17 protein-coding genes are annotated in these 16,254 nt (G+C 60.4%); 6 read left to right on the forward strand and 11 right to left on the reverse strand.

Annotated elements, in window-relative coordinates:
- Positions 1-4: 4 nt before the first annotated feature.
- Positions 5-619: a TetR/AcrR family transcriptional regulator gene (locus CK911_RS13200; RefSeq protein WP_042023607.1), complete on the reverse strand. Its 615-nt coding sequence runs from the start codon at positions 617-619 to the stop codon at positions 5-7.
- A 201-nt stretch (positions 620-820) separates the two neighbouring features.
- On the opposite strand from CK911_RS13200, the gene hpt reads away from it, so the two are divergent.
- The 5 genes from hpt (at position 821) to CK911_RS13225 (ending at position 4,355) form a co-directional block, all read left to right on the forward strand.
- A complete protein-coding gene (hpt, locus tag CK911_RS13205) occupies positions 821-1,351 on the forward strand; it encodes a hypoxanthine phosphoribosyltransferase (RefSeq protein ID WP_042023605.1) in 531 nt (176 codons plus the stop codon).
- Positions 1,352-1,462: 111 nt separating this feature from the next.
- Positions 1,463-2,380: an ABC transporter ATP-binding protein gene (locus CK911_RS13210; RefSeq protein ID WP_098970485.1), complete on the forward strand. Its 918-nt coding sequence runs from the start codon at positions 1,463-1,465 to the stop codon at positions 2,378-2,380.
- Positions 2,377-3,150 carry an ABC transporter permease gene (locus CK911_RS13215; protein ID WP_098970487.1) on the forward strand — a complete coding sequence of 258 codons (774 nt, stop codon included), beginning with the start codon at positions 2,377-2,379 and terminating at the stop codon, positions 3,148-3,150. Before CK911_RS13210 ends, CK911_RS13215 begins: the two co-directional genes overlap by 4 nt.
- Positions 3,151-3,403: 253 nt before the next feature.
- A complete protein-coding gene (locus CK911_RS13220) occupies positions 3,404-3,823 on the forward strand; it encodes a MauE/DoxX family redox-associated membrane protein (RefSeq protein ID WP_098970489.1) in 420 nt (139 codons plus the stop codon).
- A 4-nt stretch (positions 3,824-3,827) separates the two neighbouring features.
- Positions 3,828-4,355 carry a rhodanese-like domain-containing protein gene (locus CK911_RS13225; RefSeq protein WP_098970491.1) on the forward strand — a complete coding sequence of 176 codons (528 nt, stop codon included), beginning with the start codon at positions 3,828-3,830 and terminating at the stop codon, positions 4,353-4,355.
- A gap of 82 nt (positions 4,356-4,437) precedes the next feature.
- On the opposite strand, the gene CK911_RS13230 is transcribed toward CK911_RS13225, so the two are convergent.
- From CK911_RS13230 to thpR, 10 genes are all read right to left on the reverse strand, one after another.
- Positions 4,438-5,817 (reverse strand): cation:dicarboxylase symporter family transporter, encoded by a 1,380-nt coding sequence (locus CK911_RS13230; protein WP_098970492.1) that lies wholly within the window; start codon positions 5,815-5,817, stop codon positions 4,438-4,440.
- 144 nt (positions 5,818-5,961) lie between these two features.
- Positions 5,962-6,312 carry a putative quinol monooxygenase gene (locus tag CK911_RS13235; RefSeq protein WP_042063121.1) on the reverse strand — a complete coding sequence of 117 codons (351 nt, stop codon included), beginning with the start codon at positions 6,310-6,312 and terminating at the stop codon, positions 5,962-5,964.
- A 24-nt stretch (positions 6,313-6,336) separates the two neighbouring features.
- Positions 6,337-7,194 carry a pantoate--beta-alanine ligase gene (gene panC / locus CK911_RS13240; protein WP_098970493.1) on the reverse strand — a complete coding sequence of 286 codons (858 nt, stop codon included), beginning with the start codon at positions 7,192-7,194 and terminating at the stop codon, positions 6,337-6,339.
- A 247-nt stretch (positions 7,195-7,441) separates the two neighbouring features.
- On the reverse strand, positions 7,442-8,236 hold the full coding sequence (panB, locus tag CK911_RS13245; protein ID WP_068977679.1) for a 3-methyl-2-oxobutanoate hydroxymethyltransferase: 795 nt from the start codon (positions 8,234-8,236) through the stop codon (positions 7,442-7,444).
- Positions 8,233-8,742: a 2-amino-4-hydroxy-6-hydroxymethyldihydropteridine diphosphokinase gene (gene folK, locus CK911_RS13250; RefSeq protein WP_098970494.1), complete on the reverse strand. Its 510-nt coding sequence runs from the start codon at positions 8,740-8,742 to the stop codon at positions 8,233-8,235. Before folK ends, panB begins: the two co-directional genes overlap by 4 nt.
- An 11-nt stretch (positions 8,743-8,753) precedes the next feature.
- Entirely contained in the window at positions 8,754-10,229 is a 1,476-nt protein-coding gene (gene pcnB, locus CK911_RS13255; RefSeq protein ID WP_098970495.1) for a polynucleotide adenylyltransferase PcnB, read from the reverse strand.
- 522 nt (positions 10,230-10,751) lie between these two features.
- The gene (gene gluQRS / locus CK911_RS13260) at positions 10,752-11,660 is read right to left on the reverse strand and encodes a tRNA glutamyl-Q(34) synthetase GluQRS (RefSeq protein ID WP_172954017.1); all 909 of its coding nucleotides are present in this window, start codon (positions 11,658-11,660) and stop codon (positions 10,752-10,754) included.
- 111 nt (positions 11,661-11,771) lie between these two features.
- Entirely contained in the window at positions 11,772-12,221 is a 450-nt protein-coding gene (dksA, locus tag CK911_RS13265) for an RNA polymerase-binding protein DksA (RefSeq protein WP_042023554.1), read from the reverse strand.
- Between the two features lie 137 nt (positions 12,222-12,358).
- Positions 12,359-13,084: a DNA/RNA nuclease SfsA gene (gene sfsA, locus CK911_RS13270; protein ID WP_098970497.1), complete on the reverse strand. Its 726-nt coding sequence runs from the start codon at positions 13,082-13,084 to the stop codon at positions 12,359-12,361.
- Complete coding sequence (gene thpR / locus CK911_RS13275) at positions 13,081-13,608, reverse strand: RNA 2',3'-cyclic phosphodiesterase (protein ID WP_098970499.1); 528 nt, start codon at positions 13,606-13,608, stop codon at positions 13,081-13,083. The genes sfsA and thpR overlap by 4 nt, the downstream gene beginning before the upstream one ends.
- A gap of 175 nt (positions 13,609-13,783) precedes the next feature.
- Between thpR and hrpB the strand changes: the two genes are divergently transcribed.
- Positions 13,784-16,231: an ATP-dependent helicase HrpB gene (gene hrpB / locus CK911_RS13280; RefSeq protein ID WP_098970501.1), complete on the forward strand. Its 2,448-nt coding sequence runs from the start codon at positions 13,784-13,786 to the stop codon at positions 16,229-16,231.
- Positions 16,232-16,254 lie beyond the last annotated feature (23 nt).

The following is a 16,254-nucleotide window of genomic DNA, read 5'->3' on the forward strand; positions in this document are numbered from 1 at the left end:
CGTGTTAGCGAGCCTGGATCGGCGCCGTCACGTACTTGAACAGGAAATCAGTCACCTCTTCGCGCGCCGGGCGCTGGGGTTGATTGATCATCTGCATCATCACATAGCCAAAACCACTCAGGGAGCGGGCCAGATCCTGTGCCGACAGCACGCTGGTGATCTCCCCTGCATCCATGGCGGCTTGCAGCTCGCTGGCGATCAGCTCAAGACACTGATCGAGCAGCCGGGTATAGCGGGGCCATACCTCTTCCCGAACCGATGAACTCCACTCCAGCCAGATACCGGCATAATCCGGTTGATCGTAGGCGGCATCGACAGAGAGGCTGACATGACGTCTGACCTTGTCGAAGATAGAGCCGTTGGCATCATATGCCTGTGACAGCATATGGTTCACAAAGCGTTCGATCTCGGCCAGCACCTCATCAACCAACTCCTCGCGGGTGTTGAAATAGTTGAATACGGTAGCAACTGAGACCTTGGCCTGTTCGGCTATCTCAGCGTGCCCTGCACGGCCAATGCCGCGACGGGAGAACACCTCGATGGCACATTCCATCAATTGGGAGCGACGAGCTTCCGGCGAGAGCCGGGTACGACGTCTTATTTCTGCGCGTGGTTCCATAGTTTTTATCATCTAATAGTTATTGATTATGGTGTTTATAGTATTTTAACTAATCATGCCTGAGTGCCTGCTAACTCTATCAATTAAAATAAGCCGATAAAAGCACCACGTATCTCTAGCACCCTTCAACATGAGTGGTAGAATCATCGGTTTTGATATTCATGAACGGCCAAATCCCCTTTGGCCTTATGGGAGTAAGTGATGAAACACACTGTCGAGGTGATGATCTCCGAGGCTGAAGTAGCCGCCCGGATCGCCAAATTGGGTGAAGAGATCACCGCTCGCTATCAGGGTTCCGACGAAGTCGTGATGATTGCACTGCTACGCGGATCCTGCGTATTTCTGGCTGATCTCAGCCGTCAGTGCCAACTGCCTATCACCATGGACTTCATGACCGCCTCCAGCTATGGCTCCGGCATGCACAGCACCCGTGACGTCCGTATCCTGAAAGACCTGGACGATGACATCAAGGGCAAGGATGTGGTGATCGTGGAAGACATCATCGACACCGGTTACACCCTCAACAAGGTGCGCGAGATCCTCTCCCTGCGCGAGCCAAAATCCCTGGCCATCTGCACCCTGCTGGACAAACCTTCCCGCCGCGAAGTGCAGGTGCCGGTAGACTGGATTGGCTTCGCCATCCCGGACGAGTTCGTAGTCGGCTGTGGCATCGACTACGCCCAGAAGTACCGCAACCTGCCGTTTATCGGCAAAGTGGTACCCCAGGAGTAAGCCAGGTTCAGGAATATCGCGGGTGACGTGGCCTGGTGCCACGCACTCTGTGCGGGCGGCCTTGGCCGCCCTTTCTGTATCGAGCCGGGTTCAACCATCACAGAGGTTGTAATGAACGCACTGGAAATCAGCGGCCTGAAAAAGACCTATCAGGGGGGCGTCGAAGCCCTTAAAGGCATCGATCTTACCGTCAAGCAGGGGGACTTCTTCGCCCTGCTCGGCCCGAACGGCGCGGGCAAATCCACCACTATCGGTGTCATCAGTTCGCTGGTGAACAAAAGCGCCGGCAAGGTGAAGGTGTTTGGCTACGACATCGACAGCGATCTGGAACAGGCCAAGGCCCAGCTCGGGCTGGTGCCGCAGGAGTTCAACTTCAGCCAGTTCGAGAAGGTGATCCAGATTGTCACCCATCAGGCCGGTTTCTACGGCGTGCCCAAGGCGGAAGCGAAGATCCGCGCCGAGAAGTACCTGCGCCAGCTCGATCTGTGGGAGAAGCGCGACATGGCTGCCCGCACCCTCTCCGGCGGCATGAAGCGTCGCCTGATGATCGCCCGCGCCCTGATGCACGAACCCAAACTGCTGATCCTCGACGAACCGACCGCCGGGGTCGATATCGAGATCCGCCGCTCAATGTGGAGTTTCCTCAAGGAGCTCAACGAGCAGGGCGTCACCATCATCCTCACCACCCACTATCTGGAAGAGGCGGAGATGCTCTGCCGCAACATCGGCATCATCGACAAGGGGCGCCTGATCGAGAACACCAGCATGAAAAACCTGCTGGGCAAGCTGGGCCGCGAGACCTTCCTGCTCGATCTGGCGCCAGGTTCTGCCGTACCGGACGTACCGGAGTTCAATGGCCGGATGCCGGATGAACGCACTCTCGAGGTAGATCTCGACAAGAGTCAGTCCCTCAACAGCCTGTTCGAACAGCTGTCGAATCAGCAGGTGCAGGTCGTGAGCATGCGCAACAAGGCCAACCGGCTGGAAGAGCTGTTCGTCAGTCTGGTCGAAGAGGGGAGAAAAGCATGAACCTGACCACTTACTACATCGCCTTCAAGAGCATTCTGGCCAAGGAGGTGAGCCGCTTTACCCGGATCTGGATCCAGACCCTGGTGCCACCGGCCATCACCATGAGCCTCTACTTCGTCATCTTCGGCAACCTGATCGGTTCGCGCATCGGTGACATGGGTGGCTTCACCTACATGGAGTTCATCGTGCCCGGCCTCATCATGATGTCGGTGATCACCAACTCCTACTCCAACGTCGCCTCCTCCTTCTTCAGCGCCAAGTTCCAGCGCAACATCGAGGAGATGCTGGTGGCGCCGGTGCCCAACTACGTCATCATCGCCGGTTATGTGGGCGGTGGCGTGGCGCGTGGCCTCTGCGTCGGCCTCATCGTCACCCTGGTGTCGCTATTCTTCGTGCCGCTGCAGATCCACCATCTGTTCAGCGTCTGCTTCACCGTGCTGCTCACCTCGATCCTCTTCTCGCTGGGTGGCCTCATCAACGCGGTGTTTGCCAAGACCTTCGACGACATCAGCATCATCCCCACCTTCGTGCTGACGCCGCTCACCTATCTGGGCGGAGTGTTCTACTCCATCAGCCTGCTGCCCTCCTTCTGGCAGGGTGTCTCCCAGGTGAACCCCATCATCTATATGGTGAACGCGTTCCGCTACGGCTTCCTCGGTATCTCCGACGTACCGCTCGGTACCGCCTACCTCATCATCATCGGCTTTATCGTGGCCCTCTACGGTATCGCCTGGTGGCTCATCTCCCGGGGCACCGGACTGCGCCACTGATCGGCTCAACGGTTCACTGCAACGGGCACCTTCGGGTGCCCGTTTTCTTTAGCCAGCAGCACACCGGGGAACAAGCCGGACAACCAAAAGCGCTTCCCCCGAGCAATACGGCCATCAGGGTATCAGTAGAAAATGAAGCCACCCCCTCGCACTGCCCCGCAAAATAGAGATTTATCTTGCTCGCAATGGGTTTAGCCATTGCGGCTCAATCGGTAATGGTTAGAATTTACCTCTCTCTATAAAGAGGTAGATGATGCCTGCATTGCTGCGCATACTGGCCAAGCTGGCACTGGGTGGCTTCTTCGTCGCCTCGGCCGGGTTCAAGCTGGTATCCCCCGCCCTGTTTGTCGAACAGATCGCGGCCTTCGGGCTGATCTGGACGCCGCTGATCCCTTTCGCCGCCTGGGGACTGATCGCCCTTGAGCTCTGCGCCGGGCTCGCGGTCATCGCCAACCGGCGCTGGGGGCTGTGGCTGGTGATTGGGCTGCTCGCCCTGTTTATTCCGGTGTTGGGCTATGGCATTGCCATCGGGCTCGACATCTCTTGCGGCTGTCTTGGCAAGGCTGATCTCAGCTCGCTGCCACAAGCCATGGTGCGGGATCTGCTGCTACTGACGCTTACGGGCGCCCTGCTGCGACCCTCCCGCCCTGTTTTTCCCGTTCTAAAGGAGTAGTGACATGATGACATTGCGATCCCGCACCCTGCTGGCCTCGCTGATCGCCGCCAGCTTTGCCCTCGGTGGCTGTGGCGACAACCAGTTCGAGCAGGAGGTGAAGCTAGAGCAGTCGGCGGTGCAGCTGGCGCAAGAGACGCAGCAGGGGGGCTATCAGCTGCTGACCGTGGCCGAGCTGAAGACCCGGATGGATAAGGGTGAGGAGCTGGTGATCATCGACACCATGCCCTATGAGGACTCCTACAAGAAAGAGCACATCCCGGGCGCCAAGAACTTCGTCTTCGTGAAGGAGGCCAAGTCCGGCGACAACTGGAGCGAGATCATCGAGGGAAGCGGCACGGCGGAGCAGTTCCAGGCGCTGCTGGGTGAAGACAAGTCCCGCCCGGTGGTGATCTACTGCGGCTTCGTCAAGTGCGGCCGCAGCCACAACGCAGCCGCCTGGGCGGTGACTCAGGGCTATCAGCAGGTCTATCGGGTGCCGGGCGGCATCTTCGCCTGGAAAGGAGCCGGTTACCCCGTCTCTGCCGAGTAACCGCGTCTGCCTACACGGCAGCATCGCCGACATAAAGAAGCCCGCAACTGCGGGCTTCTTTCATATTGCATGGCACTCAGGATTAGCTGGCGGCCTGTTGCTGCTCCAGTGCCTGCTCCTGACTCTGCACTTCAGCCAGCTGCTGTTTGCCCAGCAACCGCTTGGTGATCATCGCCGCCATGATGGAGCCGTTGACGTTGAGGGCAGTACGACCCATGTCCACCAGCGGCTCGATGGCGATCATCACCCCCACCAGCGCGATGGGGAAATTGAGGGTGGAGAGCACGATCAGCGCGGCGAAGGTGCCACCGCCGCCCACCCCCGCAACCCCGATGGAGCCGAGTGCGATGACCGGCAGCAGGGTGAGCAGGAACAGGGGATCAAACGGGTTGATGCCGAGCATGGGGGCGATCATTGCCACCATCATGGCCGGATAGATACCGGCGCAGCCGTTCTGACCCAGATTGGCACCGAACGACGCGGCGAAGTTGGCGATGCTGGCAGGCACCCCAAGGCGCTGCTGGGTCTCGATGCTGAGGGGGATGGAGGCGGCGCTGCTGCGGGAGACAAAAGCGAAGGTGAGCACGCCCCAAACTTCCCGCAAATAGTGCAACGGGTTCTGGCCGATCAGCAGCAGGATCACCATGTGCACTACAAACATCGCCAGAATGGCGACATAGCAGACCAGAATAAACCCGAGCAGATTGAGGATCTCGCTCAGGGGATAGTGAGCCACCACCCGTGCGATCAGCGCCATCACGCCATAGGGGGTGAGCGCAATCACCACCCGCACCATCTTCATCACCCACAGTTGCAGGGTGTCGATGGCCACGGCAGCGCGAGCCCCCGCCTCCGGGTGCTCCGCCTTCAGCTGGAGCAGAGCAACCCCCGCCAGCACGGTGAAGATCACCACCCCGATCACCGAGAGGCCGCGGCTACCCGCCATGTCGGCGGCAAAGTTGGTGGGCACCAGCGAGAGCAGCAGGGCCGGCAGCGTCTGGGCACTGTCGATGGTGCTCATGCTCTGCTGCAGCGCGGCGCTGTCGCTGCCGTGGCTCAACAGCCCGGTGGCGGTAAGGCCGCTCAGGTGGGTAATAGTCATCCCCACCACACCAGCGATCATCACCAGGGTCAGCATGGAGCCGATCAGCACGGCGCTGATCTTGCCGAGGGACTGGGCCTGCTCCAGCTTGTTGATGGCGGAGAGGATAGAGGTGAACACCAGCGGCATCATCACCACCTTGAGCAGGCTGACATAGCCGCCGCCGACGATATTGACCCACTCCAGCGTCTGCTGGACACCGGTATCATCGGCGCCCCACCCCAGTTGCAGACCGAGACCAAACAGCCCCCCCAGCAGCAGACCGGCGAGCACCTTGCGCGACAGCGGCACAGTGGCGGGCAGCCGGGTCAGGGCGAAACAGAGCAGACAGAAGAGCAATGAAGCAAACAAGGTAAACATAAATAAACACCTGTAGCGGCCATCAGGGCCGATTGTGGAGAGAGAAAACAGCGGGTGCGAGCGGGGTCGCGGGGGAGAACGCCGGATTGCAGGCGTGAAAAAACAGCGGACGCCCGAGGGGGCGTCCGCTGGCAATCGGGGGAATTACTTCTTTACGGGGGCGTCGTACTGCTCGGGTTCGTCGCTATAGACGCAGACGTTCCACTTGGCGGCCAAGCCGTCATCGGCCAGGCAGTAACGCTCGAAAAACGCGGTGATCTCGGCGCGCTGGCAGTGGGCTTCGAAAGCCGCCATATCTTGCCAAATCTCGTTAAACACGATGGGGAAGCTCTCCCCCTCGGCAAATGGGCTCGGGATGTGGCGGGTCACCCGATATTGCAGGCAGCCATCCTCACGCAGAGTATTGGGCTCGAGCGCCTGCAGCACCTGAAACAGGGCTTGCTCCTGACCGGGTTTGGGCAGGAATTGGGCAATGCAATAAACCTTCTTGGACATGGGGTCCTCCTGGTTGTGGCGGGTTCAGGCTTGTTGCAGCGTGACCACTTGATTGTCGATAAGGCGGGCCTTGCCCAGATAAGCAGCCATCAGGATCACCAGCTGTGCGCTCTCGTCAGTGGCGGATTCGAGGGTGGCGGCATCGACGATGTCGATGGCATCGGTACGGAAACCGGCGTTGTCGAGGCGCTGGCTGGCCTGCGCTACCAGCGATGGCAGGTGGTGGTCACCCGCTTCGATCTGCCCGGCGATCCAGTTCATGGTGCGCGCCAGCTCAGGGGCCAATGCCCGCTCGGCGGCAGTCAGGTAGCCGTTGCGCGAAGAGAGCGCCAGCCCGTCTTCGGCCCGCACGGTGGGCACGCCGACAATCTCGATGGGCATCGCCATGTCGGCCACCATCTTGCGAATCAGTGCCAGCTGCTGGTAATCCTTCTGGCCAAAGCAGGCCACATCCGGCTGCACCAGATTGAACAGCTTGGTAACGACGGTGCTGACCCCGCGGAAATGACCCGGACGCAGCGCCCCTTCCAGCAGGCCGGAGAGGCCCGGCACCTCGACGAAGGTCTGGCTGGCCAGGCCCTGCGGATACATGATCTCCGGGGTCGGGGTGAATACCATGTCGACACCGGCTGCTTCCAGCGCAGCGCAATCCTGCTCCAGGGTGCGCGGGTAGTTGGCGAGATCCTCGACCTTGTCGAACTGCATCGGGTTGACGAAGATGCTGACCACCACCTTCTCGGCGTGGCTGTGCGCCTCTTTCACCAGAGTCAGGTGACCCTGATGCAGGTTGCCCATGGTGGGCACGAATGCGATGGCGCGCCCTTCACGGCGCCATTGGCTGATCTGCTCACGCAGAACGACGGGATTATTTACGACCAACATCAGCAATTCACCTTCCGATAAATCAAAAAGAGACGGATTACATCACCCAAAGCGGATGGCACTGGATTGTTCACCAGCATCATCTGCAGCTCAACTATCCAATAGTTCAACTATCCAGTAGTTCAACTATCAGCAATTCAACTATGCAGCAGCACAACCTCAGATGAATTAACAAGATCCGGATTAAATATCTCTGGCCAACAAAGGCAAATGGGGGCATATGCCCCCATCAGAATACCGAACCGGATCAGTTAAAACAGTGTTCAGGGCCGGGGAAGCTCCCCTCGCTCACCTGCTGGACATAGAGGCGGATGGCGGCACGCACATCGCCGGTCTCGGCCAGGAAGTTCTTGGTGAACTTGGGCACATAACCGGAGGTGACGCCAAAGGCATCGTGCATCACCAGGATCTGGCCGTCGGTCGCGGGGCCCGCACCGATGCCGATCACCGGGATGCGCAGCGCCTTGGTGATGCGCTCGGCCAGCGCCGTGGGCACACACTCGAGCACCAGCAGCTGGATACCGGCCGCTTGCAGTTCGAGGGCCTGACGGTAGATCTCCTGGGCCTGAAACTCGTCGCGCCCCTGCACCTTGAAGCCGCCAAAGACATGGACGGATTGCGGGGTGAGGCCGAGGTGACCGCACACCGGCACCCCGTTGCGGGTGAGGTGGCGGATGGAGTCGCAGAGCCAGTCGCCCCCTTCCAGCTTCACCATGCGGGCACCGGCAGCCATCAGGCGGGCGGCGTTCTGGTAAGTCTGCTCAGGGGTGGCGTAGCTCATGAACGGCATGTCGGCGATGACCAGCGCCTTGCTGGCACCGCGCGCCACACAGCGGGTGTGATAGACCATCTCATCCATGTTGACCGCCAGGGTATCCTGACCCCCTTGCAGCACCATGCCCAGCGAATCGCCGATGAGCAGCACGTGGGCCCCTTCGTCGTCGAACAGCTTGGCAAAAGTGGCATCATAGGCGGTGATGGCGGTGAACTTTTGACCTTCCTGCTTCATCTTCAGCAGGCTGGCGGTGGTGATCTTGCTCATAGAGGCTCCTGTAGATCTGCACTCGGCGCAATGATGGCCAAATCATTGTGCGGGCAGCGGGCAACCAGTCGGGCGAGCGGGGTGCCGCAGGGCAGCACCAGAGCAGGCGCAATTTCGGCAAGGGGCAGCAGCACGAACTCCCGCTCCTTCATGCCGTAGTGGGGTACGATCAGGCGCTCATGGTTGATCACCTGATCCCCATAGAGCAGCAGATCGAGATCCAGGGTTCTGGGTCCCCACCGCTCATCTTTACGCACACGTCCCTGTTCCAGCTCGATTTTTTGTAATTGATCCAGCAGCGCAAGTGGCGCGAGCCGGGTATTGAGCCGGACCACGGCATTGACGTAGTCCGGTTGGTCAGCAGGGCCCATGGGGCGACTGCTGTAAAACGACGAGGCCTGCACCAGCGCAGATTCCGGCAACCTTACCAACGCGGCGACGGCGCGACGAGCCTGACCCAGCGGGTCAGACAGGTTGGAACCAATGGCGATGAAGACCTCGGTCATCACGTCTGTTATCACTCGGCCACTTTCGGTTTGCGGCGACGGGGGCGACGACGGTTGCGGCTGTTGCTGCTGCGTTTCTCGCCGTCAGCACTGCGGGGTTCAGCGGCTGGGGCTCGCTCGCCACTCGCAGGGCGGCGGGTCGCCTCTCGCTGCAGTTGCGGCCGTACATCGGAATTGGAGGCGACATAGCGCTCCCACCAGCTGGCCAGCTCGCCAAGGCCACGCTCGACCCGGTTGCGCAGCAACAGGAAGTCGAACGCCGCGCGGAACTTGGGATGCTCCATGGCCCGCTCGGGGTGACGACCCTGACGACGGGTCAGACGCTGTTGCAATGCCCAGATATCGCGGACATCGGTAGTGAAACGGCGGGGGACGGCGATGATCCGCACCTGATTGTCCAGCACCTCGTTGATCGCCAGCATGAAGGCGTCATACCAGGGCAGACCACTCTCATTCTCCAGCACCCGACCACGGGCTTCGACACAACCCCACAACAGGGTGGCGTACAGGAACGCCGGATTGACCCGCTTATCTTCACGGACCCGGGCATCGGTATCGGCCAGGGCATGTTCGATAAACTGCTCGTAAGGGGAGTTGCCGTGCGGCGTGAACAGCGTAGCCACTTGCGGGAACAATGGCTGGAACAGACCATATTCACGCAACAGCTTGTAGGTCGCCAGACCGTCGCCAGCCAGGAACAGCTTGAGCGTCTCCTCAAACAGGCGGGCCGGAGGAATATCCTGCAGCAGCGAGGCCAACTCGGCGATGGGGGCGGCAGTGCGCGGGCTGATGGTCATATCCAGCTTGGCGGCAAAACGTACCGCACGCAGCATCCGCACCGGATCTTCGCGGTAACGGGTCTCGGGATCACCGATCAGCTCCAGCTTGCGCTCGGCCAGATCTTCCAGCCCACCCTCGAAATCGTGCAGGGTAAAATCCTTGGCACTGTAATAGAGGGCGTTAACGGTGAAGTCGCGGCGCTCGGCATCCTCTTCGATGGTGCCGTAGACGTTATCGCGCAGCAGCATGCCTTCGTCAGACTGGACCGACATATGTTTGCTGGTATTGACCTGATGGTGGTGACCCCGGAAGGTGGCCACTTCGATCACGTCACGACCAAAGACAATGTGGGCCAAGCGGAAACGGCGGCCAATCAGGCGGCAGTTGCTGAACAGCGCCTTGATCTGCTCCGGCGTCGCATCGGTGGCGATGTCGAAATCCTTGGGCGTCTTCCCGAGCAGAATATCCCGGACTCCGCCGCCGACCAGGTAGGCTTCATAACCCCCTTTGTTCAGGCGATAGAGCACCTTGAGTGCATTCTCGCTGATCTCTTTGCGCGAAACAGGGTGCTGGTCACGGCTTAAGGTACGACGTTGACCGGCGACACGGGCTGGAACAGGAGATTCCGCCGGCTGCTCGCCGTCTTCCTTGCCGAGCACCTTGCGGCAAAAGTTTGCGATCTGGGAAAAAATGGTACACCTCTTAATTACTTCTAAATTGACGGGAGGCCAAAAAATAGCGGCCTATCATAGCTCACGCCTGACCAAATGAAAAACCGTGCTGACAATTGATCCCGCATGAAACCGTCTGTCAGCAAAAATAGCGGTCTACCTGTGCATAGCTCACGCTTGACCAAATGAAAAACCATGTGGTGACTTCACCCCATTTGAATCAAACCGGCCCCAAAAATAGCGGTCTATCTGCGCATAGCTCACGCCTGACCAAATGAAAAACCATGTGGTGACTTCACCTCATTTGAATCAAACCGGCCCCAAAAATAGCGGTCTATCTGTGCATAGCTCACGCCTGACCAAATGAAAAACCGTGCTGACAATTGATCCCGCATGAAACCGTCTGTCAGCAAAAATAGCGGTCTACCTGTGCATAGCTCACGCCTGACCAAATGAAAAACCATGTGGTGACTTCACCCCATTTGAATCAAACCGGCCCCAAAAATAGCGGTCTATCTGTGCCTAGCTCCCGTCCTATTACACGAAAGCCGGCTCTCTTTACTCAACGTGCAGCGGGATCTTCTGGCTGGCTGGCACCCGTTCGAGCTGCCAGTTGGCAATACCCCAACCGGTGATCTCGTCGATCCGGCTCGCCATCAGCTCGGGTGGTGGACACTGGCCGAGGAAGTGCAGCGCCTGCCACAGGGCTGGTCGCACCTCATCGAGCGCCAGTGCCGGAGCATGGTTCTGCTTCGACAACTTGTTGCCATCGGCCAGCACCGCCAGCGGCAGATGCACCCAGTCAGGCACCGGCGCCTCCAGGGTCTGGTAGAGCGCAATCTGGCGCACCGTCGGCTCCAGCAGATCGGCGCCGCGCACTATCTCGGTGATGCCGCTGTCCATGTCGTCCACCACGACCGCCAGGTTGTAGGCATAGAGGCCATCACGGCGGCGAATAATGAAATCCTCTTCGGCCAGCGCCGCTGGCACCGCGATATGGCCCTGCAACCTGTCCTCGAAGTAGTAGACCGGCTGGTGCTGGCGCAACCGGGCGGCGCAACCCTCTGCAGTCAGCCCAAGGGGGCGACAGTGGCCACTATAAAGTCCCCCCGCAGCCATGATTTCCCGGCGGGTACAACGGCACCAGTAGAGATCACCAGCCTGATAGAGCTGCGCGATGATCTGGTCATAGCGATCGTGGCGATCGCTTTGGTACATCACTTCCCCGTCCCACTCCAGGCCGTATGCCTCCAGCGTGTGGAGGATCAGGCCCGCGGCCCCTGCCATCTCCCGCGGCGGATCAATATCTTCAATCCGCACCAACCAGCGCCCCTGCTGCGCTCTGGCCTGTAAAAAACTGCCAAGTGCCGCAATCAGCGAGCCGAAGTGAAGCGGGCCTGAGGGTGAGGGGGCGAAGCGACCGACATAGGGGCGTATGTGGGGTAAGGGCGTGGTATTCACTGACATGGCTGTTCGGGTAAGCAATACATTGAGGCTGCATTCTGGGGGCCACCCGCCAAAAGCTCAATAAAAAAGGGAGCCTGCGAGCTCCCTTTTTTATCTGTCAGAGGGGCGGGATCAACCGGCCATCTGTTTTTCCTTGATCTCGGCCAGCGTCTTGCAGTCGACACAAAGGTCGGCGGTAGGACGGGCTTCAAGACGACGGATACCAATTTCGATACCGCAATGCTCGCAGTAACCAAAATCATCGTCTTCAAGCAACACCAAGGTCTTTTCGATCTTCTTGATCAATTTGCGCTCACGATCCCGGGTACGCAACTCGAGAGCAAACTCTTCTTCTTGCGCGGCACGATCTACCGGATCCGGAAAGTTAGCGGCTTCATCTTTCATATGATCAACTGTGCGATCAACTTCCTGCATCAGTTGATTACGCCAGGCGCCCAAGATCTTGCGAAAATGCGTCTTTTGTTTGTCATTCATGTACTCCTCACCCGGCTGGACCTGGTAAGGCTCGACACCCGCAATCGCCAGGGGGCCCAGAGATTTTCTACTTTCGCCTGTTGGCATGCCCTGTCTCCTAATTCAACACGCTACACGTGCCATCCATAAATTGAGGGCGACATCTATAGCAGAAGGGTAACGGGTAAGCAAACGAGCCGTACCAATAATGTTACCTAATCCTATATTTATCCACATCCCTCGGATCACAAGTGGCCAGATTCAAACGGAATAAAATTCTGAGCCACCATGCCGTAGACCCCAACATGGGGCCGATAGCATAAAATTTCAACCCCGGCTGCTATTGACTGCTCAATTAGCAGACTATAGTGCGGATCTATATGGGTTGCAGGGCGCATCCGGGTTATTCCGGAGTGCAACACCATAAATAACAGCACGGCCCTGTGACCTGCCGCTTTCATCGCCATCAATTCACGCAAGTGCTTGGCACCACGGGCAGTGACCGCATCAGGGAAGTAACCCATGCCAGCCCCTTCCCGCTCATCGAGCAGGGTCACCGATTTTACCTCGATGTAACAATTTCCCTTCTCGTCATCTTCCAGCAGCAGATCGATGCGACTGTTCTCTTCGCCATACTTCACCTCGGTGCGCAACCGGCTGTAACCCGCCAGCGGGGCGAGCGCCTGCTGCTCGATAAGCTCCCGGGCGATCTGGTTGGCACGGGCGGTATTGACGCAGATAAAGTGGCCCGCCGGGCTCTCGGCAATCTCCCAGCTGTTGGGCAGCTTGCGCTTGGGATTGTCGGAGGTAGAGTACCAGACTCGGGTGCCCGGCTCAGCGCAGCCGGTCATGGCGCCGGTATTGGCGCAGTGGATGGTGATCAGCTCACCGTTATCAAGTTGCACATCGGTCAGAAACCGCTTGTAGCGTGAAATAAGCTGACCGAATTGCAATGGCGGATCAAACTTCATGCACTTACCTTCTCTCTGGTGCGAAGCGGCCAGCAGGCGAGCGGCTGGTAGCGTACTCCGTCCGAGGTCGAAATGGATTGATAGAGGCAGAACTCATCGGCCTGCAGCAGAAAATTTGGGGCGGACAGGGTAGCCGGCGCCTCACCCGCCTTGCGCGACAAGGTGACGTGGGGGCGATAACCCTGCTCGCCATTGCCAAGACGCAGCTTCTCGCCATGGCGGCGCAACGCCCGGGCCAATACGTTCAGCTCGTTGGGCCACGCTTTCGGGCCGATCCAGGCGGCCTTGGCCCGGCTGAACCAGCCGGTCTCATCCAGCCTGATGGAGAGCGGCGGGCAGTGTTGGTGTTCAACAGCGGCAATGAGACGACGGGTGGTCAGCTCGTCCGCCTCGCCCAGAAAGGCCAGGGTCAGATGGAGGTTTGCTTGCGGCACCGGCTGACCGGGCCAGGGCTGCTGATCGCGCCAGCCGATAAGCTCGGGGGCGAGCGCCTTGATGGGCAGAGCAAAGAAGAGTTTTGCCATATCGATGAGAGTACCTCTTTAACACTCACTGGATGGCCTCATTCTATGACAGCTATCCGGCCGTGTCTCGCCACCCGCCCGACTGGCCAGCCTGTCACATCCACTCACGGTGGCGCGGCTGGCTGTGGCAGAATAGGCGCCGATTTCCCGCTCGTCACAGAAGGTTCCCATCGCTTTGTCCCAGCTCCCCATCGTTTCGGTCTTGCCCGAACTTTTTGCCGCCCTCGACAGCCACAGCAGCGTGATCCTGCAGGCGCCCCCCGGCGCGGGCAAATCGACCCTGCTGCCGCTGGAGCTGGTGCGCCAGAACCGGCTGCCCGGCCGCATCATCATGCTGGAGCCAAGGCGACTGGCGGCGCGCAATATCGCCAGCTTTCTAGCTCGCCAGCTGGGGGAGAAGGTGGGCGAGCGCATTGGCTTGCGGGTCCGTGGCGAGAGCCGCACCAGTGGCCAGACCCAGCTCGAGATAGTGACCGAGGGGGTGCTGACCCGGATGCTGCAGCAAGACCCCGAGCTGACCGGTGTCTCGCTGGTGATCTTCGATGAGTTCCACGAACGCAGTCTGCACGCCGATACCGCGCTGGCCTTCGCCATCGAGAGCCAGCAAGGGCTGCGCGATGACCTCAAGCTCTTGGTGATGTCCGCCACCCTGGATGGCATGGCGCTCGAGCGCCTGTTGCCGGATGCCCCGGTGATCCGCTCCGAGGGGCGCGGTTTTCCCATCGACTACCACTATCGCCCCGCCAACCGCCAGCAGTGGCTGGATCCGCAAGTCGGCGCCGTGGTGCTGGAGGCGCTGGCCGCCCACCGCGGCAGCCTGCTGGTGTTTCTGCCGGGACAGGGGGAGATCGAGCGGTTGGCGCAATGGTTGGCAGACAAGCTGCCGGACGACGTGACTCTCGCTCCCCTCTACGGCCGCCTCGACATGGCGGCCCAGCAGGCAGCCATCGAACCGGCGCCTGCCGGCCGCCGTAAGCTGGTGCTCACCACCAATGTGGCGGAGACCTCCCTCACCATCGAGGGGATCTCGGTGGTGATCGACAGCGGGCTGGAGCGACGCGCCTCCTTTGATCTGAAAAGCGGCGTCACCCGACTGGAGACCCGCCAGATAGCCAAATCTTCCGCCACCCAGCGAGCAGGACGTGCCGGCCGTCTCGGCCCCGGCGTCTGCTACCGGCTCTGGAGTAGCGAAGTGCAGGAGCGGCTGGCCGAGCAGAGCCCGCCAGACATTCTCACTCAGGAGCTGACCGGCCTGCTGCAGGACGCCGCCCAGTGGGGTGCCAGGGTAGAAGATCTGCCGCTGCTGGACATGCCCCCCGCCGCTGCGGTGGCCAGCTCCCAGCGGCTGCTGGTGGCCCTTGGCGCCATGAAGCCGGAGGGTGAGCAGCAACTTACTGCCGCTGGCCGTGCCATGGCCGCCTTCGGTACCCACCCTCGCCTCGCCCGCATGCTGCTGCGCGCCCGCGAGCTGGAGTCCGAGGGTCTGACAGGGATTGTCGCCGATGCCGCATATCTGGTGGCGTTGCAGGAAGAAGATATGCGAGGCTCGGAGCGCCTCTCGGTACTGTTCCACCGCCGTCAAAGCGCCCTGCGGCAGGGGGCAGCCCGCTGGTTTGAACGGCTTGGCGCCCGCCCTGCCAATGCGCAGGGTCAGTGGCTGGGGCTGCTCTGCGCCCTCGCCTGGCCGGATCGCATCGGCAAGTTGCGCAGCGGCAGTCGCTATCAACTCAGTGGTGGGGTGAGCTGTGATCTGGTAGAAGGTCATCCATGTCAGGGACAAGCGGCCCTGATCGCCATCGAGATGGGGCAGAACGATCGCGGCAGCCGCATCTTTATCGCCGAACCGGTCGAGCTGGACGAGCTGGTACGCCTGCTGCCGGAACTGGTGAGCGAACGGCAGTGGTTCGACTGGGATGAACGGGAAGAGCGGGTGCGAGCCGAACGCCAGCTGGTGTTAGGCGAACTGGTGCTGAGCCAGCGGCCGCTGACCGAACTCTCTGATGAGCAGAAAGGACGCTGCCTGCTGCAAGGCATTCGCCGCAAGGGGCTGCATGTGCTGCCCTGGGACGAGAGCAGCGAAGGACTGCTGGCCCGTTTGCGCTGCGCCCGCGACTGGCTGCCCGATGAGGGGTGGCCCGCCATGGATAACGACAGCCTGCTGGCCGGTCTGGAACAGTGGCTGCTACCGGCGGTGAGTGGCATGACCCGGCTGGAGCAGCTGAAAAAGCTCAACCTCGGCGACATCTTGCGCCAATCCCTGCCCTGGCCGTTGCCCAAGCGACTGGACGAGGCGCTGCCGAGCCACTTTGCCGCACCGACCGGCAGCCGGGTGCGGATCCGCTATCAACCGGGGCAGGCGCCGGTGATCCCGGTACGCATTCAGGAGATGTTCGGGCAAGGTTCGACCCCCTGCGTGGCCGATGGCCGGGTGCCGCTGGTGGTGGAGTTGCTCTCCCCCGCCCAGCGGCCGCTGCAGATCACCGCCGATCTGGCCGCCTTCTGGGCTGGCTCCTACGAGCAGGTGAAGAAAGAGATGAAGGGGCGCTATCCCCGCCACTACTGGCCGGACAATCCGCTGGACGCGATGCCGACCAAGGTCATCAAGAAGAAGATGGGCATATAGGTTCGATGGGTTAAGCCCGATCG

The sequence above is a fragment of the Aeromonas sp. CU5 genome, assembly GCF_002586745.1.
Taxonomy (GTDB): Bacteria; Pseudomonadota; Gammaproteobacteria; order Enterobacterales; family Aeromonadaceae; genus Aeromonas; species Aeromonas sobria.

Bases quoted from the DNA above. Each gene is read 5' to 3' on its own strand.
- CK911_RS13200 (WP_042023607.1), bottom strand. From the start codon at position 619: ATGGAACCACGCGCAGAAATAAGACGTCGTACCCGGCTCTCGCCGGAA.
- hpt (WP_042023605.1), top strand. From the start codon at position 821: ATGAAACACACTGTCGAGGTGATGATCTCCGAGGCTGAAGTAGCCGCC.
- CK911_RS13210 (WP_098970485.1), top strand. From the start codon at position 1,463: ATGAACGCACTGGAAATCAGCGGCCTGAAAAAGACCTATCAGGGGGGC.
- CK911_RS13215 (WP_098970487.1), top strand. From the start codon at position 2,377: ATGAACCTGACCACTTACTACATCGCCTTCAAGAGCATTCTGGCCAAG.
- CK911_RS13220 (WP_098970489.1), top strand. From the start codon at position 3,404: ATGCCTGCATTGCTGCGCATACTGGCCAAGCTGGCACTGGGTGGCTTC.
- CK911_RS13225 (WP_098970491.1), top strand. From the start codon at position 3,828: ATGATGACATTGCGATCCCGCACCCTGCTGGCCTCGCTGATCGCCGCC.
- CK911_RS13230 (WP_098970492.1), bottom strand. From the start codon at position 5,817: ATGTTTACCTTGTTTGCTTCATTGCTCTTCTGTCTGCTCTGTTTCGCC.
- CK911_RS13235 (WP_042063121.1), bottom strand. From the start codon at position 6,312: ATGTCCAAGAAGGTTTATTGCATTGCCCAATTCCTGCCCAAACCCGGT.
- panC (WP_098970493.1), bottom strand. From the start codon at position 7,194: ATGTTGGTCGTAAATAATCCCGTCGTTCTGCGTGAGCAGATCAGCCAA.
- panB (WP_068977679.1), bottom strand. From the start codon at position 8,236: ATGAGCAAGATCACCACCGCCAGCCTGCTGAAGATGAAGCAGGAAGGT.
- folK (WP_098970494.1), bottom strand. From the start codon at position 8,742: ATGACCGAGGTCTTCATCGCCATTGGTTCCAACCTGTCTGACCCGCTG.
- gluQRS (WP_172954017.1), bottom strand. From the start codon at position 11,660: ATGTCAGTGAATACCACGCCCTTACCCCACATACGCCCCTATGTCGGT.
- dksA (WP_042023554.1), bottom strand. From the start codon at position 12,221: ATGCCAACAGGCGAAAGTAGAAAATCTCTGGGCCCCCTGGCGATTGCG.
- sfsA (WP_098970497.1), bottom strand. From the start codon at position 13,084: ATGAAGTTTGATCCGCCATTGCAATTCGGTCAGCTTATTTCACGCTAC.
- thpR (WP_098970499.1), bottom strand. From the start codon at position 13,608: ATGGCAAAACTCTTCTTTGCTCTGCCCATCAAGGCGCTCGCCCCCGAG.